This window comes from Isoptericola sp. NPDC057391, assembly GCF_042668085.1.
GTDB lineage: Bacteria > Actinomycetota > Actinomycetes > Actinomycetales > Cellulomonadaceae > Isoptericola.
Genome location: NZ_JBHVBO010000062.1, coordinates 1 through 20,371 on the forward strand (window position 1 = coordinate 1; position 20,371 = coordinate 20,371).

Below are 20,371 nucleotides of genomic sequence, written 5' to 3' on the forward strand. Positions count from 1 at the left end.
CCAGGTGGCTGGGGGTCGGCTCTCTATCTCGCGGGGAGGGCTTCTCTATCTCGCGGGAGGGTCACTCCTCGTTGACGCCGTGGCAGACCTTGTACTTCTTCCCGGAGCCGCAGGGGCACTGGGCGTTCCGCGGCGTGCCGGGGAAGGTCCGCCCGTCGCTGGTCGCCGCGGTGGCCTCCCCGTGCAGCTCCCGGCGCGAGCGGCGCGTGGGGGCACCCGTCGTCGTGGTCGAGCCGTCCTCGCTCGGCGACGAGTAGGACAGGCGCTGCGGCGCCGGGGCGTCGAGCCCCTTGGCCAGGAGCACCGGCTCCTCCGCCGTCGCGGGCGCGGGCTCCGCCGGGGCCGGCTCGGGCTCGGCGGGGGCGGCGGGGGCCTCGGGCTCGGCGACCGGCGCGGCCTCGGCGGCCGGCGTCGTGCCGCCCGCCACCACCTGGCCTGCGTCGGACTGCGCGGCGGCCGCTGCGCTGGCCGCGGAGATCACCGGGGCGCCCGGGGCGCCGGGCTGCTGCACCTGCACGTCGAGGTTGAACAGGAACCCGACCGACTCCTCCTTGATGGCCTCGGTCATCGCCTGGAAGAGCTGGAAGCCCTCGCGCTGGTACTCCACCAGCGGGTCACGCTGCGCCATCGCGCGCAGGCCGATGCCCTCCTTGAGGTAGTCCATCTCGTAGAGGTGCTCCCGCCACTTGCGGTCGAGCACCGACAGGACGACGCGGCGCTCGAGCTGACGCATCGCGGGCTCGCCGAGGGACTCCTCGCGCGCCTCGTACGCCACGCGGGCGTCCGAGAGCAGCTCCTCGAGGATCATCTCGTGGCTCAGCCGGCCGACGCCGCCCGCCTCCTCGACCACGTCCTGGGGCGTGATGGACACCGGGTACACGGACTTCAGCGCGGTCCACAGCGCGTCCAGGTCCCAGGCCTCGGGGTTGCCCTCGGCGGTCGCGCCGTCCACGTACGCGGTGACGACGTCCGTGAGGAAGTGCTGCACCTGGTCCTCGAGGTCCTCGCCCTCGAGCACGCGCTTGCGCTCCGCGTAGATGACCGAGCGCTGCCGCGACAGGACGTCGTCGTACTTGAGGACGTTCTTGCGGATCTCGAAGTTGCGGGCCTCGACCTGCGACTGCGCGCTCTGGATGCCGCGCGTCACCATCTTCGACTCGAGCGGCATGTCGTCGGGGAAGCCGGCGCGGTCCATCATCGAGGACGCGAGGCCGGAGTTGAACAGCCGCATGAGGTCGTCCTGCATGGACAGGTAGAACCGCGACTCGCCCGGGTCTCCCTGCCGGCCGGAGCGGCCGCGCAGCTGGTTGTCGATCCGGCGCGACTCGTGCCGCTCCGTGCCCAGCACGTAGAGCCCGCCGAGCTCGGTGACCTCCTCGTGCTCCGAGGCCACCGCCTGCTTGGCCTTCTCGAGCACGTCCGGCCAGGCCGCCTCGTAGGCGTCCGGGTCCTCGGCGGCGTCGAGGCCGCGCTGGGCCATCTCGGCGACGGCGAGGAACTCGGCGTTGCCGCCGAGCATGATGTCGGTGCCGCGGCCGGCCATGTTCGTGGCGACGGTGACGGCGCCCTTGCGGCCGGCCTGCGCGACGACGGACGCCTCGCGCTCGTGCTCCTTGGCGTTCAGGACGCTGTGCGGCACGCCCGCCCGCTTGAGCAGGCCCGAGAGCAGCTCCGACTTCTCCACGCTCGTGGTGCCGACCAGCACCGGCTGCCCCTTGGCGTGCCGCTCGACGATGTCTTCGACGACGGCGTTGAACTTGCCGTCCTCGTTCTTGTAGACGAGGTCGGCCTGGTCCATGCGGATCATGGGCCGGTTGGTGGGGATCGGCACGACGCCCAGCTTGTAGGTGCCCTGGAACTCGGCGGCCTCGGTCTCGGCGGTACCGGTCATGCCCGCGAGCTTGTCGTAGAGGCGGAAGTAGTTCTGCAGCGTGATCGTGGCGAGCGTCTGGTTCTCCGCCTTGATCTGCACGCCCTCCTTGGCCTCGATGGCCTGGTGCATGCCCTCGTTGTAGCGGCGGCCGGCGAGGATACGGCCCGTGTGCTCGTCGACGATCATGACCTCGCCGTTCAGCACGACGTAGTCCTTGTCGCGCTTGAACAGCTCCTTCGCCTTGATGGCGTTGTTGAGGAAGCCGATCAGCGGCGTGTTCAGCGACTCGTACAGGTTGTCGATGCCGAGGTAGTCCTCGATCTTCTCGATGCCGGGCTCGAGCACACCGACGGTCTTCTTCTTCTCGTCGACCTCGTAGTCCTTCTCGACCTCGAGTCGGCGCACCACCTTGGCGAACTCGGTGTACCAGCGGTTGGCGTCCCCCGAGGCGGGGCCCGAGATGATGAGCGGCGTCCGGGCCTCGTCGATGAGGATCGAGTCCACCTCGTCGACGATGGCGAAGTGGTGGCCGCGCTGCACCAGGTCGTCGGGCGACCACGCCATGTTGTCGCGCAGGTAGTCGAAGCCGAACTCGTTGTTGGTGCCGTACGTGATGTCGGCCGCGTACTGCTTGCGGCGCTCCTCCGGCGTCTGGCCCGAGACGATGACGCCCGTCGTCATGCCGAGGAAGCGGTAGACGCGGCCCATGAGCTCGCCCTGGTACTTCGCGAGGAAGTCGTTGGTGGTGACGACGTGCACGCCCTTGCCCTCGAGGGCGTTGAGGTAGGCGGCCGTCGTGGCGACGAGCGTCTTGCCCTCACCGGTCTTCATCTCGGCGATGTTGCCGAGGTGCAGGGCCGCGCCGCCCATGAGCTGCACGTCGAAGTGCCGCTGGCCGAGCGTGCGGCGCGCGGCCTCGCGCACCGCGGCGAACGCCTCGGGGAGCAGCTCGTCGAGCGTGGCGCCGTGCTCGAGGCGCTCCTTGAAGCGGTCGGTCTCCTCGTGCAGCTCGGCGTCGCTCAGCTCCTCGAAGCTGGGCTCGAGCCGGTTGACCTGCTGGGCCAGGCTGTTGAGCTTCTTGACAATCCGGCCCTCGCCGATTCGGAGGACCTTCTCGAGGATCGCAGGCACGCAGTACTCCAGGGTCGGTGGCGCCCCGGGGATGGCCGGGACCGTGCGGCGCGACGACGGGCGACGACGGGCGGTCGGGATCGCACGTCCGCGCCGTCGCCTGGGTCACACCGGCCCCATCCTAGGCGGATCACCTGAGAGTCCGGCACGGGTTCGCGACGGACGAACGGCCCGGGCGGCCCTGCGGCGCCGTGGGCGGGACGGTGGCGCCGGCCGCCGGACGCGCGGGGCCGGGCGCCCGCTACGTCTCGTGGTCGTGGCCGGGGCCGCGGGCGAGGTCGGCGGCCGCGCGGTCGGCGAGCTCGGCGCCCGCGGCGCCGTAGAGGTGGAAGACGGCGTCCGCGCCGTGGCGGCGCAGCTCGGCGGCGTCCTCGTCGTAGCGGGCGATCGCCGCCACGCGGCCGGCGAACCCCACCGCGCGCAGCCGGGCCAGGGCGATGAGGTTCGCCTTGTGGAACGGCATGGCGAGCACGGCGAGACGCACCTGGCCGGCCCGCTTGACCCGGGCCCAGAACTCGGAGTCGGTGGCGTCCGCGGGGACGACGGCGATCCCCTCGGACCGCAGCGCCTCGACGCGGGTGCGGTCGTGCTCGACCCCCATGACGGAGAGCCCGTGCACGTCGCGCAGCCGCCGGTACGTCGCGGAACCCACCCGACCCAGGCCGAGGACGACGGCGTCGACGCGGCCGATGTCGACCGGCCGGTCGTCGGGGTGCAGCTTGTCGACGTCCCGGCGCGGCAGGAGCCCGGTGAGGCGGGCCGCGAGCTCGACCCCGCGCCGGTTGACGATCGCCGAGACGACGAAGCTCGCCGCGACCGCCAGGGACACGATCACCGTCCACTCCTCGTCGAGGAGCCCCGCCGTCGCACCGAACGCGACGACGATGATCCCGAACTCGGAGTAGTTGCCGAGCGCGAGGCCGGCGAGGAACGACGTGCGTCGCCGCAGCCGCATGAGCCACAGCAGCAGGGCGTAGCCGGCCGCCTGGAGCGGCAGCAGCACGAGCAGGAGGCCCGCGAGCGCCAGGTCGACCGGGGCGGGCATCCCGTGCAGCCCGATCTGCAGGAAGAACGCGACCAGCGCGAGGTCCTTGACGGTGAGCAGCGAGCGGGAGAGTTCGGTGGCCCGCGGGTGCCCGGCGAGCAGGGCGCCCATCACGAGGGCGCCCAGGTCGCCCGACAACCCGACCGACTCGAACAGCCAGAAGCCGGGCACGAGGGCGACGAACGCGCCGAACAACGCCTGCAGCTCGCCGTGCCCGGCCCGGTCCCAGACCCGGCGCAGCACCCAGGCACCGGGGACGAGCGCGACGACGGCGAGCGCCCACGGGCTGGGCGGCTCCCCCGTCGAGACGGCGAGGAAGGCCACGGCGACGACGTCCTGGACCACGAGCACGCCGACGGCGATGCGCCCGTACAGCGCCGTGGTGTCCGAGCGGTCCTCGAGCACCTTGACGACGAAGACGGTGGAGGAGAAGGAGAGCGCCAGCCCGACGAGGGCCAGGGAGCCGAGCGACTCGTCGGCGAGCAGCCGGATCCCGACCACGGCGAGCAGGCCGAGGAAGCCGACCGCGACGGCGACGCTCAGCACCAGGTGTGCCACGGTGGTGAGCCAGATCTCCGGGCGCAGCAGCGAGCGGACGTCGAGCTTGAGGCCGATCGCGAACAGCAGCAGCGCCACGCCCAGCTCGGCGACGGTCTCCAGGCCCGGCAGCTCCGGAGCCCCGGCCGCCCCGAGCGCGAACCCGGCCGCGAGGAAGCCGACGAGCGGCGGCAGCCGCAGCAGCGTCGCCGCCAGGCCGCCCACCAGCGCCGCGGCGAGGTACAGCACGGCCGTGGCCATCAGCGCTCCTGACCTTCTCCGGTCCCGACCGACGCGGGCGGGCCCGACGTCGTGGCGCCGATCCTACGAGCGGCAGGGGGCCGGCGCCCTATGCCGCGCGCACGGCCCCGGCCAGCGCGGGTGCGAGCTCGCCGACCGGGGCGACGGCCGTCGCGTCGAGCCCGAGCCAGCCCGCGAGCACGGCCAGCTCGGCGCCGAGCGCGTCCGCGGTGCCGGGGCCGGCGTGGGCGGTGGGGTGCACCGCCTGGACGCGCAGGACGCCCGCCTGCCGGTCGGCCTTGAGGTCGACGAACGCCGTGATCGCGTCGCCCTCGAGGAACGGCAGCACGTAGTACCCGAGCACCCGCTGCGGCGCGGGCACGTAGATCTCGATCCGGTAGAACACGTCGAAGAGCGCCTCGAGGCGCCGCCGCTCCCACACGAGCGGGTCGAACGGGCTCAGCAGGGTGCGCGCCTGCGCCCGGCGCGGCACGCGCGCGTCCCGGTGCCGGTAGGTGGGCGCGTCCCAGCCGCGCACCTCGACCGGCACGAGGACGCCGTCCTCGACCAGCTCGTCCCGCGCGCGGCGCACGGCGGGGCCGCGCAGGCGGAAGTAGTCGGCGAAGCAGCGGACCGTGCCCACGCCGTGGGCCCGGGCGCCGAGCTCCAGCAGCCGGCGCACGGCCTCGTCGTCGGGCACCGGCGCCGCCGCCCGGACCGCCGGGGGCAGCACCCGCTCGGGCAGGTCGTAGCAGCGCTCGAAGGCGGTGTTGCGGCGTGCGGCCATCACCTCGCCGGTGAAGAACAGGAACTCGAGACAGCGCTTCGCCGTCGTCCAGTTCCAGCCCCACTCCTCCCGCGAGCGCGGGGCGGACCGCCCGGTGGCGACCAGCTCGTCGTGGATCTCGCGGGCCGTCACCGGCCCGCGCTCGGCGACCAGCCGCCGCACCAGGTCCATCTCGGCGGCGTGCGCGAGCGGCGCCCCCGCAATCGTGCCCCAGGCCTCGTCCAGGTAGTTGCGCCGGCGCCACTCCAGCAGCGGGTACGTCGAGGCGGGCACGAACGAGGCCACGTGCGCCCACGTCTCCACGATCCGCCGCGGCGCCCGCCCTGCCGCCCGGTCCAGCAGGCCGACGTCGTACGGTCCGAGCCGCGAGTACAGCGGCATCAGGTGCGCCCGCGCCAGCACGTTCACCGAGTCGATCTGCAGCAGGTTCAGCTGCTCCACCGTCGCCATCGCCCGGCGCATCGTCACGCCGCCGTCCAGACCCGGCCGGGCGCGGTGCAGCCCCTGGGCACCGAGAGCGACGCGACGGGCCTGCGCGAGCGAGAGGGAGTCCACCCGCCCATCCTGCCGACCCCCACCGACAGGCCGCCGTCGGCCTCTCGTCGGCCGAGCCGGCGGCGGTGCACCGGGTCTCCGACGTCCTCGACCAGCGGCGGGGTCTCGAAGGTCTCGACCGACGACGACCGCGAGCGGACAGACGTGAGCGGGTCGGGGCTTCTTCGCGGGGACGTATCCCTCCCGAAGTGGAGGGCGCCCTGGCGCCCGTGAACGCGTCCCTGCGAAGAAGCCCCGACCCGCTCACGACCGCAACCGTGAGTTGCGGTCGCACGTGTCAGATCACGTCAGCTCGGTCACCGGCTCCACGCCGCCGACGGTCGAGTCCAGCTCGATGACGCCGTACGTCCAGCCCCGGCGGCGGTACACCGCGGACGGGCGGGCCGTCTCCTTCGAGATGAAGAGGAAGAAGTCGTGGCCCACCATCTCCATCTGGTAGACCGCGTCGTCGACGGTCATCGGCTCGGCGTGGTGCAGCTTGCGCCGGATCACCACCGGGGAGTCGCCGAGCTGCTCCTCGACGGCGTCGCCGGGCTCGGCGAGCGCGACGGGCGCGGACGGCTGGGCCGCGGTCTGGGCGGCGGCGACCTCGTCGTAGGGGCGGACGTCCACGGACGGGAGGACGCCGTTGGCGCGGCGGCGGTGGTCCTTGCGGCGGTCGCGCGATCGGCGCAACCGCTCGGTGAGCTTGTCCAACGCGATGTCGAGGGCTCCGAACCTGTCGTCCGCCGCTGCTTCCGCGCGGATCACGGGCCCCTTGTCGTGCACGGTGAGCTCGACCCGCTCGCGGACCTCGGAGAGCCGCGGGTTGTTCTCGCGCGTCACCTCCACGTCCACCCGGCGAGCGGCCGGTGCGAGCTGGGTGACCTTGCTCAGCTTGTCCTCCACGTGCCGGCGGAACCTGTCCGCCACCTCCGTGTGCCTGCCGACGACGACGATCTCCATCGTGTAGCTCCACTTCGTCGTGAGGCCGCCCACTGCTCGAGCGACCCGAGTTGTCTGTCTGGGCACCCCCTGGGGGGCACCGTGCTCGGCACCACCTCCCGGGTCGCCGGACGCGTGTCCGGACCGCTCGTGGGTCGCACGGGCAAGCGTCCCGGACCGAGGTCCGGGGCGGTTCGCCCGCGTGGGACCCTCAGGCTAACCCCCTCTCGGGCGCCAGGTACACCGATGGCGCGAGGAGGTTCCTCACCGCTTTCGTGACGGCCCCGGGAGGCGGTGTGGCGGCCAGCACGAGGGCGCCGAGGACGTCCGCACCGACGTCCTCGAGGGCGCGTTCCGCGGCCGCGAGCGTTGACCCGGTGGTGACCACGTCGTCGATCAGGAGGACCGCGGGGCGAGCGCCGCCGGCGCGGGCGAGCGCCCGGTCGCGCGTCGCCACGGAGCCGGTGAGGTTGCGTGCGCGGGCGCGCGCCCCGAGCCCCACCTGGTCGCGCCCGCGGCCGCGCCGGGTCAGCGCCGGGACGACCGCCGCGGCGAGCCCGGCGTCGTGCAGCCCCGCCGCGGCGGCGCGGGCCAGGACGCGCACGTGGTCGCGGCCGCGCGCCCGGCGGGACGCCGCCGTGGAGGGTGCGCCGACCACGAGGAGCGGTCGCCCGGCGACGGCGTGCGCCGCCGGCGCGGCGACCGCGCGGGCCGCGGAGCGCACGGGCGGGCCGACGAGCCGGTCGAGGTCGGAGCGTCCGCGGTCCTTCCACGCGACGACGAGCTCCCGGACCGGCCCGGTGTAGGCGGCGAGCGCCCAGACGGGCAGCGCGGGGACGCCGTCGAGCCGGTCCAGGCGCGGGGCGGTGGCCTCGACACGGGCCGGCGGCGCGGCGAGCAGGGACGCGCAGGCAGGGCACCACGGCACGTCGAGGGCGCCGCAGCCGGGGCACGAGATGGGCACGACGAGGCGGGCGAGCTCGCGGAGCCACCGGACGGTGGGCGGCGCGCGCCCGGGGAGCGGGTCGGGCAGGTCGCGGGCCGGCGGCCTGCGAGGCGGGGAGAAGGGGGCCGGGGCGGTCTGCGTCGGGGGCATGCGTGCAGCCTGCCGCGCCCGCCGGCCTGCGCGACCGGCCGCGCCCGCCCCTGGGGACGACGACCCCCTGGGGGCAGCCTCGGGGCCCGCCGCCGTCGTGGTGCGTCGTCAGCCCGGGTAGGCGACCAGCTCGACGTCGTCGGACACCATCGACCACAGTGCGGAGCTTTGCCGCGAGTACAGGGTGCCGCCGCTGTCGATGGCGAGCATGGCCCCCGTCCCGACGGACGCCGTCACGGAGCGCGGCTCCGGGACGCCGGGCTGCGCCCGAGAGAGCCCGCCCTGGCCGGAGAGCCCGCCGACGCCGGAGAGGAACACCGCCTCGTCGCCGTCGGCCTCCTGGCCGATCAGGGCGAGCGCCGCCTCGTCCTGCCACGCCGCCTGCGTCACCTGGCGCACGGAGGCGCCGACCTGCACGGGCGCCGAGAGGCCGGTCGGGACGTTCTCGGCGTCGCGGACCACTCCCGCCACGTGCACCAGGCGCCCGCTGGGACCGGAGCTGACGATCGCCACGCGGGCGCCCTCCGGCGACACGCGCACCGACCGGACGGTCCGCGACGACAGCCAGTCGACGTCCAGCGTCCGCACCGCGCCGGACGGCATCGCGACGAGCAGCTGCGAGCCCTGCGCGCTCCACACCGCGCCGAACCGGTCGACCGACGGCGACACCAGCTTCGTGCCGGACAGGAGCACGTCGGGCGCGCCGTCGCCGGTGACGCGGACGATGCGCTCGGTGCCGTCGCGCACCACGATCGGCTCGTCAGCGGGGCCGGCGGCGAGGGCCGTCGGGTCGAGACCGGCGAGCGAGACCGGCTCGTCCGGCTCCCGCAGCTCCCGCCCGACGACGCGCACGAGCCTGCCGGCGGCGAGCGCGATGGCCTCCCCCGACGTCCGGGGCGCGGAGATCGCGTCGCTGCCCGCGGTCGTCAGCGGCGTGTTCTGGTCGGAGAGCACGACGGTGCGCCCCTCCCCCTCGGCGAGCGACGCCTGGAGCTGCGCGGCCGCGAGCGCCCGCTGGTCGGCGCTGGCCTGCGAGATCGTGGACGTGAGGCTCACGTCGATGGTGCCGTCGTCGGTCACCGTCACCGCGTCGATGGCGAGCGACGTGCCCTGCGGGATGACGGTCGTCGTCGAGTCCTGCAGCCACTCCGGCGGGCCGGCCAGGATCTCGCTGGTCGCGTCGGTGCGCCAGGTCTGGCGCGGGAACCACCGCATGTCCGGCACCCACCAGGCGAGGTCGGGCGTCGGGAAGTAGAGGGTCGTCGGGTGGAACGCCTGGCCGAAGAACGCGGACGGGAGCATGAGGCCGTCGTCGAGCTGGGAGATCCGCCACTCGCCGCCCGCGCTGCGCGTCAGGCCGAAGGGCACGGTGAACTCCGACGTCTTCGGTTCCTCGGTGTACATCCCGCGCTCGTCGAGCGTCGCGACCACGCGCACGGTGGCGTCGACGGTGATCTCCGTGGCGTCGGCGGGCACGTCGGTGAGGTCCAGCTCGGGGTCCTCCTCCAGCACGAGCACGCGCGCGTACCGGTCCCAGCCCTCCCACGCCTCGTCCGTGACGTACTCCTGCGCGACGGCGAACGCCGAGCTCGACGTCGGGCCGAGCTGGGCCACGCTGAGGAAGCCCTGCACCACCTGGTCCGGGCTGGCGCCGGCCGCGGGACCGGACGCGATGTAGCCGATCTCGCTGATGTTCTCCAGCTCGGTGTCGCCGTCGCGCACCGGCCCGTTCGTGGGGATGCGGGCGCACGCGACGGTCACGGCGAGCACGGTCAGGACGGTGAGGAGCGCGGCGGGCAGCGCGGCGACGCGGTCGCGAGGGCGGCGTGCCGGCGCCGGGGTGCGTGGTGTCGTCATCGGGCCTCCTCCTCGGCGTCGGTGCGGGTGGACGGGACGGGGGCGTGGGCGATGTCGACGCCGTCGGCGTCCACCACCCCGAGCTCGGGGATGGCGGTGGGGGTGGGGCCGGTCGGCGGGTTCACGACCGGCAGCTGTCCGGTGGGCGGGGCCGTGACCCCGGTGGACGGCCCCTCGAGCGGCAGGGGCGAGCCCTGGAGGCGGATCCCGGCGCGCCGCGGAAGCGTGAGCCGGAAGCTCGCGCCCTCCCCGAGGCGCCCCCACGCCTCGAGCCGGCCCGCGTGCAGGCGCGCGTCCTCGAGGGAGATCGCGAGGCCCAGCCCGGTGCCGCCCGTGGTGCGGGCCCGGGCGGGGTCGGCACGCCAGAAGCGGTGGAAGACGCGGTCGATGTCCTCGGGAGCGAGCCCCACCCCGTGGTCGCGCACGACGACGGCGACGGCGTCGGCGTCGACACCGACGGTGACCTCGACCGGCTTGCCCTCGGCGTGCTCGACGGCGTTGACCACGAGGTTGCGCACGATGCGCTCGACGCGGCGGGGGTCGACGTCCGCCGTCGCGGGCTCGTCGGGGAGCGTCACCGACAGGAAGACGTGCTTGGTCTCGGCGAGCGGCATCGACGTGTCCGCCACGGCCGCGACGACGTCGCGCAGGTCGCGCTGCTCGACGTCGAGCACGGCCGCGCCGGCGTCGAACCGGCTGATCTCCAGCAGGTCGGTGAGCAGGATCTCGAAGCGGTCGAGCTGCGTGTACAGCAGCTCGGCGGAGCGGCGGGCGGCGGGGTCGAGCTCGTCGCGGGAGGCGTGGATCACCTCGCCCGCCATCCGGATGGTGGTCAGCGGCGTGCGCAGCTCGTGCGACACGTCGGAGACGAAGCGGCGCTGCGCGGCCGACAGCTCCTCCATCCGCGCGATCTGGTCCTCGAGGTTCCTGGCCATCTCGTTGAACGTCCGGGCGAGGGTCGCCATCTCGTCCTGGCCCTTGGCGTCGGGGAGCCGCTCGTCCAGGTGCCCGTCGGCCAGCCGTGACGCGACCGACGCCGCGCGCCGCACGGGCGCGACCGTCTGCCGGGTCACGACCCACGTGAGCGCGCCGAGCAGCGCGAGGATCGCGAGCGCGCCGATCGCGAGGGTGCGCTGCACGAACGACAGCGTCTCCTGCTCGGCCTGCAGGGAGTAGATCGCGTACAGCTCGTACGTGCCGATGGACGGCACCTCGACCGTCGACCCGACGATGACGCCCGGCTCCGGCGCCTCGGTGTCCGTGTACTCGGCGGGGATCTGCGTCGACTGCAGCACCTGGCCCTCGGTGGCGCGCGTCGCCTCCCGCAGGTCCTCGCTGATGATGCTCTTGAGGCCGATCTGCGTGCCCGTCTCGGCGAGCTGGTTCGGCTGGTCGGGGGGCCTGAGGAGCAGGAAGTCCTGCGCGCTCGACGCCCCGGCCGCCAGCGTGCGCACCATCTGCGCCAGCAGGAGCTGCAGGTCGGAGTTCGAGGTCGCGGGCGAGGTGTCGAAGGCGCTGCGGACCTGCTCGGTCATCGACGCGTTCTCGCGCTCGATCCGGTCGACGCGCTGCTCGTACAGCCCGTCGCGGATCGAGATCGACAGGTAGAGGCCGAGCAGCGCGACGGCGACGACGCCCAGCGCGAGCGCCGACGTCACGACCCGCAGCTGCAGGGAGGACCGCCACCGCCGGACGAGGTACCGGGTCCGCGAGACGGTCCAGGCGCGCCACCGCCGCCACGTCCGGCGGACGCGGCGCGCGGCGGGCTCAGCGCGGGGCACCGGCCTTGTAGCCCACGCCGCGCACGGTCAGCACGACCGTCGGGTTCTCGGGGTCGCGTTCCACCTTGGAGCGCAGGCGCTGCACGTGCACGTTGACCAGTCGGGTGTCGGCGCTGTGCCGGTAGCCCCAGACCTTCTCGAGCAGCACCTCGCGCGTGAACACCTGCCAGGGCTTGCGGGCCAGCGCCACGAGCAGGTCGAACTCCAGCGGGGTGAGGCTGATGCGCTCGCCGTCGCGCACCACGTTGTGGCCGGTCACGTCGATCTCGACGTCGCCGATGCGCAGCCGCTCGGGGCCGGGGTCGTCGTTGCGGCGCAGCCGGGTGCGGATGCGCGCGACGAGCTCCTTGGGCTTGAACGGCTTGGTCACGTAGTCGTCGGCGCCCGACTCGAGGCCGAGCACGACGTCGACCGTGTCCGTCTTGGCGGTGAGCATGATGATCGGGACGCCGGACTCGGCGCGGATCTCGCGGGCCACCTCGATGCCGTCCTTGCCGGGCAGCATGAGGTCGAGCAGGACGAGGTCGGGCTGCTCGTCACGGAAGGCGACGAGGGCTCCGTCGCCGTCGGCGCAGAACGTCGGCTCGAACCCCTCGGACTTCAGGACGATGCCGATCATCTCGGACAGCGCAGTGTCGTCGTCGACCACCAGGACACGGGACTTCATGCGGCCATTCTGCCAGGCACGGCGCACCTTCCGGTGGAAAGCCGCGTGAGAGGGCGGGCGCGCCGTACTAGGGTCGGGGCGACCGGCGTCACACCCGGTCCTCCAGCGCACCACCAGCACAGCCCCGACAGTCCCGTCCACCGACGACGCGTCGGCACGACCCGACCGCCCTGCAGCCCGGGAGGCCGCGATGAGCACGCCCGACCAGCCCCAGCCGCCGTCCGGCTGGGGCGACGCCCCCGAGCCGCCCCGCTACGGGCAGCGCGCGCCCGAGGGCGCCCCTCAGCCGCCCGCCTACGGGCAGTACGGGCAGGGCCAGTACGGGCAGCAGCACGGGCAGAGCCAGTACGGACAGAGCCAGTACGGGCAGCAGTACGGCCCCCGGCCGCCGGGCGCGCCGGCGACGACGAAGCCCGGCGTCGTGCCGCTGCGCCCGCTGTCGCTCGGCGAGATCTACGACGGCGCGTTCACGGCGATCCGGCACAACCCGAAGGTGATGCTCGGCGCCGCCACGCTCGTGATCCTCGTGGCGACCATCCTCGGCGTGCTGGTCGCGCAGCTCATCGTGCCGACGCTCTCGTCGTCGTTCGCCACGCTGGCCGAGTCCGACCCGGAGCTCACGGACCTCGGCTTCGACAACCTCCTAGCCCAGACGCTCGCGTCGTCGCTCGGCATGAGCGTGACCCTGCTGCTCGCCCAGCCGGTGGTGGAGGGCATCCTCACGGTCTCGGTGAGCCAGTCGGTCATCGGCCGCAAGCTGAGCCTCGGCGAGGTCTGGGAGCGGCTGCGCGGTCGCGTGGGCCGCCTGATCGGCTGGGCCCTGCTGCGCGCGTTCGCCGGCGCCGTCCTCACGTTCGTCTGGTTCTTCGTCCTGGTCCTGCTCGTCGCCCTCGTGGGCGAGCAGTCCCCCGGGGCGGCCGTCGGCCTCGGGCTCCTGCTCGGCGCCGGGTACGCCGTCCTCTTCGTGTGGCTCGGGGTGCGGCTGGGGCTCGTGGCGCCCGCACTGGCGCTCGAGGGTCAGGGCCTGGGCAGCACCATCGCGCGCGCCTGGCGGCTGACGCGCGGGTCCTTCTGGCGCTTGTTCGGCATCTACCTGCTCGCCATGATCATCGTGAGCGCCGCCGCGTACATCATCACGATCCCCCTCAGCTTCATCGCCGGCATGATCGGCGGGACCGGCGGGAGCACCGAGGCCTTCACGACGGCGACGGTCGTCGCGAGCGTGCTGTCCTCCGTCATCTCCGCCGCCATCACCACGATCTTCGTGGCGTCGGTCGTCGCCCTGCTCTACATCGACGTGCGCATGCGCCGGGAGGGCCTGGACGTGCAGCTCGCCGCCGCGGCGCAGGCGTCGGACGGCGGGCGGCCCGGCGGCGAGCCCGGCCCCCGATCGGGCCCGCCGCCCGGCATGCTCGCGTGAGCGGCGCGTCGGCGGTGGTGCACGGGGTCATGGGGGCCCTGGTCGCCGACGTGCCCGTGGACCCCGACCGGGAGACGGCGCACCGCTGGCTCCTGGAGGAGCTGTCCCGCCCCGAGTACTCCACCGAGCCGTCGCTGCTGGATCGCCTGCTGACGTGGCTCGGCGACCTGTTCGACGGACTGACCCTCGGCGAGGGGCGCTTCCCGCTCGCGTTCGTCGTCGTCGTGGTCGTGGTGCTGGTCGCCGCGCTCGCCTGGTGGGTGGCCGGGCCGGTGCGCCTGGCACGCCGCCGGCGGCGCTCCGCCGTCGTGCTCGACGGGGAGGAGCGCACCGCGGCCGAGCTGCGCGCGTCCGCCGACGCCGCCGCGGCCCGTGGCGACTGGTCCGCGGCCGTGCTGGACCGCTTCCGCGCGCTCGTGCGCTCCTTGGAGGAACGCGTCGTGCTGGACGAGCGTCCGGGCCGGACGGCGCAGGAGGCCGCGCACGACGCCGCCGCCCGGCTGCCCGCCGCCGCCGCCGAGCTGCACGACGCCGCCCGCCTGTTCGACGACGTCTGCTACGGCACGCTCCCCGCCGGCCCGGAGGACGACCGGCACCTGCGCGACCTCGACGAGCGGGTGCGCGGGCTGCGGCCCGCGCCCCTCCCGGCCGCCGCGCCGCAGGAGGTGGGGGCGCCGTGACGGCTCCGACGCAGACCACGCCGGGCAAGGCCCAGGGCACGGACCAGGCCACGTACCAGGCCACGACGGGCGCCGGCTCGCCGGACGCCGTGGTGTCGCCGGTCGTGACGGGCGACGGCACCACCGGCCGCGGCCGCACCGCCGACCGCTGGCGCCGGGCCCGGTGGACGCTGCTCGTGCTCGGGGTGCTCGCGCTCGTCGTGGCCGTGCTGGCCGTGCAGCGCCCGGTCACCTCCACCACGCCGTACGCGCCCGACAACGCGCAGCCGGACGGCGCCCGGGCCGTCGCGCAGGTGCTCGGCCGCCACGGCGTCGAGGTCCACCACGTCACCCGCGTCGCCGACGCCGTCGCGGCCGCCGGGCCGGGCACGACGCTGCTCGTGACGCCCGGGAGCCTGCTGCTGCCCGAGCAGGTCGACGCCCTGGCCGGCGTCGACGCCGACCTGGTGCTGCTCGGCGCCGACGACGAGCTGGTCCGCGCGGCCACCGGCGACGCCGTGAGCCGCACGCCCGGGGCCACCGCCCCCGCGTTCGCCGTCGAGCCGTCGTGCGACCTGCCGCTCGCCGCGCGCGCCGGCGCGATGCAGCTCACGCCGGGGCTGCGGTCCGAGCCCGGGGCCACCGACGTGACCCTGTGCTGGCCGGTCGACGGCTCGGCAGCGCTGGCGCGCGTCGAGCTGCCCGGCGCCGAGGGCGGACGGGCCGTGACCGCCGTCGACGACCCGTCCTTCGTCACCAACGGCACGGTGCTGGACCAGGGCGACGCGGCGCTGGCGCTGGGCCTGCTCGGCGCGCGGGGCACGCTCGTGTGGCTCGTGCCCGACCCGCTGGACACGAGCTCGACGGGCGAGGGCGGCGCCCCGTCCGCAGGAGCAGGGGTCATGCCGCCGTGGGCGGGCGTCGTCGGCCTGTGGGCGCTGCTCGTCGTACTCGTCGCTGCCGTGTGGCGATCCCGCCGTCTGGGCCCGCTGGTCGCGGAGGAGCTCCCGGTCGTGGTCCGCGCCGCCGAGACCACCCGCGGCCGCGGCCGCCTCTACCGGCGTGCCCGGTCCCGCGGCCACGCCGCCGCGGGCCTGCGCGCCGCCACCGCCGAGACCGTCGCGCGCCGCCTGGGCGTGCCCCGGTCCGCCGACGCCACGGCGCTCACCGACGCCGTCGCCCGCGCCACGGGCCGGTCCGCGCACGACGTTGCCGGCCTGCTGTACGGCCCACCACCCCACGACGACGACGCGCTGACCGAGCTCGCGCGCCGGCTCGACACCCTGGAGAGCGAGGTCCACCGATCGTGACCACCCCCGACGAGAACCCGTACGGCACGCCGCCGGCGGCGGCCCCTGTCGAGACCACCGCGTCGACCACGACGTCGACCACCACCCCGGGCGCACCGGCGGCCCCGCAGGCGAGCCCGGGGCAGGAGACGGCGACCGTGGGCGCGCCCTCCCGCGAGCTGCGCGGCGCGCTCGCCGGCGTGCGCAGCGAGGTGGGCAAGGCGGTCGTGGGTCAGGACTCTGCGGTGACGAGCCTGCTCATCGCGCTGCTCTGCTCCGGCCACGTGCTGCTCGAGGGCGTGCCCGGCGTCGCCAAGACGCTGCTGGTGCGGGCGCTCGGCGCGTCGCTCGACCTGTCGACCAAGCGCGTGCAGTTCACGCCCGACCTCATGCCCGGCGACGTCACCGGCTCCCTGGTGTACGACGCGCGCACCGCCGAGTTCTCGTTCCGCGAGGGCCCGGTCTTCACGAACCTTCTGCTCGCGGACGAGATCAACCGCACGCCCCCGAAGACCCAGGCGTCCCTGCTCGAGGCGATGGAGGAGCGGCAGGTGTCCGTGGACGGCACTCCGCGCCCGCTGCCGGACCCGTTCGTGGTCATCGCCACGCAGAACCCGGTGGAGCACGAGGGCACGTACCCGCTGCCGGAGGCGCAGCTCGACCGCTTCCTGCTCAAGGTGGTGCTGTCCGTCCCGGAGCGCGAGCAGGAGATCGAGGTGCTGGCCCGGCACGCGGCCGGGTTCGACCCGCGCGACCTGGGTGCCGCGGGCGTCAGGGCGGTCGCCGGCCCCGAGCAGCTCGCCGCCGCGCGGGCCGAGGTGCGGCACGTCCAGGTGGCGCCCGAGGTGCTCGGGTACGCCGTCGACCTGTGCCGCGCCACCCGCCGCTCCCCCTCGCTCTCGCTCGGCGTCTCGCCGCGCGGCGCCACCGCGCTGCTCGCGACGTCGCGCGCCTGGGCCTGGCTGTCCGGGCGCTCGTACGTGACGCCCGACGACGTCAAGGCGCTCGCGCACCCGACGCTGCGGCACCGCGTCCAGCTGCGGCCCGAGGCGGAGCTCGAGGGCGTCACCGCCGAGAGCGTCCTGACGACCGTGCTCGCGACCGTCCCCGTCCCGCGCTGAGCGCGGCGGCGAGGGTGTCGAGGTCCGGCGGGGACGTGACGGTGGATGTGGTGGTGAGATGGCGCTGACGTGGCGCGCCGTCGTCCTGGCGGCGCTCGGGGTGATCCCGGTGGTCCTGTTCCCCGTGCCGGGGACGGTCGTGGTGTGGGCGCTGGTCGTGGCGGCGGTGTGCGCCGTCGACGTCGCCCTCGCCGCGTCCCCGCGCGCCGTCGCGCTGCAGCGGCGGACGCCCCGCTCGGTGCGGCTGGGCACGACGGCCCGCGCGGAGCTGGTGGTCACCAACACCGCACGACGCCGGCTGCGCGCCGTCGTGCGCGACGCCTGGCCGCCGTCGCTCGTGCCGGACGCGAGCGTGCGCACGGACGGCGCGGGGGCCGGCGAGCCGCTGGTGGCCCGCTCGGCGCGGCACGACGTCGACCTGCCGCCCGGCGAGTCCGCGCGCGTGCGCACTCCGCTGCGACCGACCCGCCGCGGCGACCGCGTCGCCGGGCCGGTGACGATCCGCTCGTACGGGCCGCTGCGCGTCGCCGCCCGCCAGGCGTCGATCCCCGTGCCGGCGCGGCTGCGCGTGCTCCCCGAGTTCGCCAGCCGGCGGCACCTGCCCTCGCGGCTGGCGCGGCTGCGCGAGATGGACGGGCGGGCCGCCGTCCAGGTGCGCGGCGAGGGCACCGAGTTCGACTCGCTGCGCGAGTACGTGGTGGGCGACGACGTGCGCTCGATCGACTGGCGCGCCACCGCCCGCCGCGGCGACGTCGTCGTGCGCACGTGGCGGCCCGAGCGCGACCGGCGCGTCGTGATCGTGCTCGACACCGGTCGGACCTCCGCCGCGCGGATCGGGACCGCGTCCGCGGGCGACGCCGAGCGGGCGGAGGACGGGGACGACGCGCCGTCGCTCGGCGGCACGCGGCTGGAGGCCGGCATCGAGGCCGCCCTGCTGCTCGGTGCGCTCGCCGACCGCGCCGGCGACCGCGTCCAGGTGTTGGCGTACGACCGGGCGCTGCGCGCGCGGGTCGCTGGCGCGTCCGGCCCGCGGCTGCTGCCCGCCCTGGCCGAGTCGCTGTCCACCGTCGAGCCCGTCCTGCGGGAGACCGACTGGCCCGGCCTCGTCGGGCAGGTGCGCCAGCGGGTCTCGCAGCGTTCGCTCGTGGTGCTGCTGACCTCGCTGGACCCGGCCGCCGTCGAGACCGGCCTGCTGCCGGTGATCGACCGGCTCTCCGGCACCCACCAGGTGGTCGTCGCCGCCGTCGCCGACGCGGACGCCGCCCGGCTGCGCGCCGACCGGTCGTCCGCGGCCGCGGTCTACGACGCCGCCGCGGCCGCGCGCGCCGAGCTGGAGCGGGCCGCCGTCTCCACCGTGCTGCGCCAGCACGGGGCCGAGGTCGTCGAGGCGCTGCCGGACGACCTCGCCCCCCGGCTCGCGGACACCTACCTCGCGCTCAAGGCCGCCGGCCGGCTCTGACGCGACCCCGGGCGTCGTGGGCGCTCAGCCGACGGTGGGCACGACCTCGCCGGCGCGGTCGGCGTCCAGGTCGCCCGTGAGCCCGGCCGCGGTGGCGCGGCGGCCCAGCACGACCACGTAGACCCAGAACCCCGCGAGCGCGATCGCCCCGATGACGATCTTGAGCCACCAGGGCAGCGTCGAGCCCGTCACGTACCCCTCGATCAGCCCGGACACCGCGAGCGCCCCCGCCAGCCCGATCGCGACGGTCACGAGCGCGCGCCCCTCCTGCGCCAGCGCGACGGTGCGCGGCCGCGGCCCGGGCGACACCGCGGTCCAGAACAGCTTGAGGCCGGCCGCACCGGCGACGAACACCGCGGTGAGCTCCAGCAAGCCGTGCGGCGCGATGAGCTGCAGGAACACGTCGAGCTCGTCGTAGGCCGCCATCATGCCGCCCGTGGCGCCCACGCCCACCGCGTTCTGGACCAGCACGAAGGCCGGCCAGACGCCGGTGATGCCGAGACCCACGCACTGCGCCGCGATCCACGCGTTGTTCGTCCACACCATGGCGGCGAACGACGCGCCGGGGTCGTAGTACGACGCGAACGCCTCGTTCACGTACGCCTCGCGCTCCGCCGGAGTGCCCATCTGCGCAAGGGCGTCCGGGTCCGTCGCGACGCGGTACCCGGCGACCAGGGCCAGGGCGAGGCACACGACGACGACCCCGAGCGTCCACCAGCGCACCCGGTACAGCGCCGCGGGCACCGTCACCGCCACGAAGCGGACGACGTCGGCCCAGGCGGGCTCGTGCGTGCCCGTGACGCGCACGCGGGCGCGGCTCAGCAGGTCGGAGAGCCGGGTGACGAGCACCGGGTCGGGCGCGGCCGACCGCACCGTGGACAGGTGCGTGGCGACCGCCTGGTAGAGCCGCACCAGCTCGTCGGCCTCCGCGCCGTCGAGCCGCCGCTTGCGGGTGAGCACGCGGAGCCGCTCCCACTGCGGGGTGTGCACGGCGGTGAAGGCATCGAGGTCCACGGCCGCTAGCCTTCCACACGGGAGACGTCGCACGAGCGGGGGATGCACATGCAGGACGGGATCGTCATCGGCGAGGGCGTGGTGCTCGACGCCCGGCCGGCGTCGTTCGTCAGCCGCGCGCTGGCGGCACTGCTCGACCTCGCGGCGCTCGCCGTCGTCGGGATCGCGCTGCTGGTCGTCGTGGCCCTGCAGGACGTCGCGTTCGACGAGCAGTGGGCGCGCGTGGGCGGCGTCGTGGCCGCGGCGCTCGTGATGGTCGTGATCCCGACGACGGTCGAGACGCTGAGCCGCGGTCGCTCGCTGGGCAAGCTGATCACCGGTCTGCGCGTGGTGCGCGACGACGGCGGCCCGGTCCGCTTCCGGCACGCCTTCGTCCGGGCGCTGGTCGGCATCGGCGAGCTGTGGCTGACGGCCGGCAGCGTGGCGCTGGTCACGTCGCTGGCCAACTCCCGCGGCAAGCGGCTCGGTGACCTGCTGGCCGGCACCTACGTCATCCGCGTGCGGGGCGGCCGCGCCCGGACGGTCCCGCTCGGCATGCCGCCGGAGCTGGCCGTCTGGGCCCGCACGGCCGACATCCGGCGGCTGCCCGACGGGCTCGCGCTCGCCGCCCGGCAGTTCCTCGACCGCGCGCCCCGCCTGGCGCCGGCGTCGCGCGCGGGCCTGGCCGACGACCTGGCCGGCCGCGTCGAGCCGTTCGTCGCCCCCGGCCCGCCGCCGGGCACGCCGCCCGAGGCCTTCCTGCACGCCGTCCTGCACGAGCGCCGCGACCGCGAGCTCGAGCGCGGACAGGCCGAGCAGGAGCGGGCCGAGGCCCGCGCCGCCACCCTGCACCGTCTGCCCTACGCCGTCCCCGACCCGCCCCGCTGACCCTCGCCGGTGTTGTGGGTGGGATCGTGGCCCAGTTTCGCGACGAAAC

At 75.1% G+C, this 20,371-nt stretch carries 15 protein-coding genes; 6 read left to right on the forward strand and 9 right to left on the reverse strand.

Annotated elements, in window-relative coordinates; translation table 11 throughout:
* Nucleotides 1-61: 61 nt before the first annotated feature.
* The 8 genes from secA to mtrA form a co-directional block, all read right to left on the reverse strand.
* On the reverse strand, nucleotides 62-3,004 hold the full coding sequence (secA, locus tag ACFUVW_RS10155) for a preprotein translocase subunit SecA (RefSeq protein ID WP_430571206.1): 2,943 nt from the start codon (nucleotides 3,002-3,004) through the stop codon (nucleotides 62-64).
* A gap of 241 nt (nucleotides 3,005-3,245) precedes the next feature.
* The gene (locus ACFUVW_RS10160) at nucleotides 3,246-4,847 is read right to left on the reverse strand and encodes a cation:proton antiporter (protein ID WP_430571207.1); all 1,602 of its coding nucleotides are present in this window, start codon (nucleotides 4,845-4,847) and stop codon (nucleotides 3,246-3,248) included.
* An 88-nt stretch (nucleotides 4,848-4,935) separates the two neighbouring features.
* A complete protein-coding gene (locus ACFUVW_RS10165; protein WP_430571208.1) occupies nucleotides 4,936-6,168 on the reverse strand; it encodes a winged helix-turn-helix domain-containing protein in 1,233 nt (410 codons plus the stop codon).
* 282 nt (nucleotides 6,169-6,450) lie between these two features.
* Nucleotides 6,451-7,113, reverse strand: coding sequence for a ribosome hibernation-promoting factor, HPF/YfiA family (gene hpf / locus ACFUVW_RS10170; protein WP_430571217.1), 663 nt, complete (start codon nucleotides 7,111-7,113; stop codon nucleotides 6,451-6,453).
* A gap of 190 nt (nucleotides 7,114-7,303) precedes the next feature.
* A complete protein-coding gene (locus ACFUVW_RS10175) occupies nucleotides 7,304-8,188 on the reverse strand; it encodes a ComF family protein (RefSeq protein ID WP_430571209.1) in 885 nt (294 codons plus the stop codon).
* A 108-nt stretch (nucleotides 8,189-8,296) separates the two neighbouring features.
* A complete protein-coding gene (locus ACFUVW_RS10180) occupies nucleotides 8,297-10,045 on the reverse strand; it encodes an LpqB family beta-propeller domain-containing protein (RefSeq protein WP_430571210.1) in 1,749 nt (582 codons plus the stop codon).
* A complete protein-coding gene (gene mtrB, locus ACFUVW_RS10185; RefSeq protein ID WP_430571211.1) occupies nucleotides 10,042-11,826 on the reverse strand; it encodes an MtrAB system histidine kinase MtrB in 1,785 nt (594 codons plus the stop codon). Before mtrB ends, ACFUVW_RS10180 begins: the two co-directional genes overlap by 4 nt.
* Entirely contained in the window at nucleotides 11,813-12,493 is a 681-nt protein-coding gene (mtrA, locus tag ACFUVW_RS10190) for an MtrAB system response regulator MtrA (protein WP_429735004.1), read from the reverse strand. Before mtrA ends, mtrB begins: the two co-directional genes overlap by 14 nt.
* A gap of 190 nt (nucleotides 12,494-12,683) precedes the next feature.
* On the opposite strand from mtrA, the gene ACFUVW_RS10195 reads away from it, so the two are divergent.
* The 5 genes from ACFUVW_RS10195 (at nucleotide 12,684) to ACFUVW_RS10215 (ending at nucleotide 18,441) form a co-directional block, all read left to right on the forward strand.
* Complete coding sequence (locus tag ACFUVW_RS10195) at nucleotides 12,684-13,913, forward strand: glycerophosphoryl diester phosphodiesterase membrane domain-containing protein (RefSeq protein WP_430571212.1); 1,230 nt, start codon at nucleotides 12,684-12,686, stop codon at nucleotides 13,911-13,913.
* Nucleotides 13,910-14,593 (forward strand): DUF4129 domain-containing protein, encoded by a 684-nt coding sequence (locus ACFUVW_RS10200; RefSeq protein WP_430571213.1) that lies wholly within the window; start codon nucleotides 13,910-13,912, stop codon nucleotides 14,591-14,593. The genes ACFUVW_RS10195 and ACFUVW_RS10200 overlap by 4 nt, the downstream gene beginning before the upstream one ends.
* Nucleotides 14,590-15,882, forward strand: a complete 1,293-nt coding sequence (locus tag ACFUVW_RS10205; protein ID WP_430571214.1) for a DUF4350 domain-containing protein — start codon at nucleotides 14,590-14,592, stop codon at nucleotides 15,880-15,882. Before ACFUVW_RS10200 ends, ACFUVW_RS10205 begins: the two co-directional genes overlap by 4 nt.
* A 137-nt stretch (nucleotides 15,883-16,019) precedes the next feature.
* Entirely contained in the window at nucleotides 16,020-16,982 is a 963-nt protein-coding gene (locus ACFUVW_RS10210; RefSeq protein ID WP_430571218.1) for an AAA family ATPase, read from the forward strand.
* Nucleotides 16,983-17,040: 58 nt separating this feature from the next.
* Entirely contained in the window at nucleotides 17,041-18,441 is a 1,401-nt protein-coding gene (locus ACFUVW_RS10215; RefSeq protein ID WP_430571215.1) for a DUF58 domain-containing protein, read from the forward strand.
* A gap of 24 nt (nucleotides 18,442-18,465) precedes the next feature.
* Here the strand turns inward: ACFUVW_RS10215 and ACFUVW_RS10220 are convergent, their stop codons facing one another.
* Nucleotides 18,466-19,455 (reverse strand): stage II sporulation protein M, encoded by a 990-nt coding sequence (locus ACFUVW_RS10220; RefSeq protein WP_430571216.1) that lies wholly within the window; start codon nucleotides 19,453-19,455, stop codon nucleotides 18,466-18,468.
* 48 nt (nucleotides 19,456-19,503) lie between these two features.
* On the opposite strand from ACFUVW_RS10220, the gene ACFUVW_RS10225 reads away from it, so the two are divergent.
* Nucleotides 19,504-20,322, forward strand: coding sequence for an RDD family protein (locus ACFUVW_RS10225; RefSeq protein ID WP_430571219.1), 819 nt, complete (start codon nucleotides 19,504-19,506; stop codon nucleotides 20,320-20,322).
* Nucleotides 20,323-20,371 lie beyond the last annotated feature (49 nt).

Coding starts and splice junctions, on each gene's coding strand:
- ACFUVW_RS10160 (WP_430571207.1), bottom strand. CDS start 4,847: ATGGCCACGGCCGTGCTGTACCTCGCCGCGGCGCTGGTGGGCGGCCTG.
- hpf (WP_430571217.1), bottom strand. CDS start 7,113: ATGGAGATCGTCGTCGTCGGCAGGCACACGGAGGTGGCGGACAGGTTC.
- ACFUVW_RS10175 (WP_430571209.1), bottom strand. CDS start 8,188: ATGCCCCCGACGCAGACCGCCCCGGCCCCCTTCTCCCCGCCTCGCAGG.
- ACFUVW_RS10180 (WP_430571210.1), bottom strand. CDS start 10,045: ATGACGACACCACGCACCCCGGCGCCGGCACGCCGCCCTCGCGACCGC.
- mtrA (WP_429735004.1), bottom strand. CDS start 12,493: ATGAAGTCCCGTGTCCTGGTGGTCGACGACGACACTGCGCTGTCCGAG.
- ACFUVW_RS10195 (WP_430571212.1), top strand. CDS start 12,684: ATGAGCACGCCCGACCAGCCCCAGCCGCCGTCCGGCTGGGGCGACGCC.
- ACFUVW_RS10215 (WP_430571215.1), top strand. CDS start 17,041: ATGGCGCTGACGTGGCGCGCCGTCGTCCTGGCGGCGCTCGGGGTGATC.
- ACFUVW_RS10225 (WP_430571219.1), top strand. CDS start 19,504: ATGCAGGACGGGATCGTCATCGGCGAGGGCGTGGTGCTCGACGCCCGG.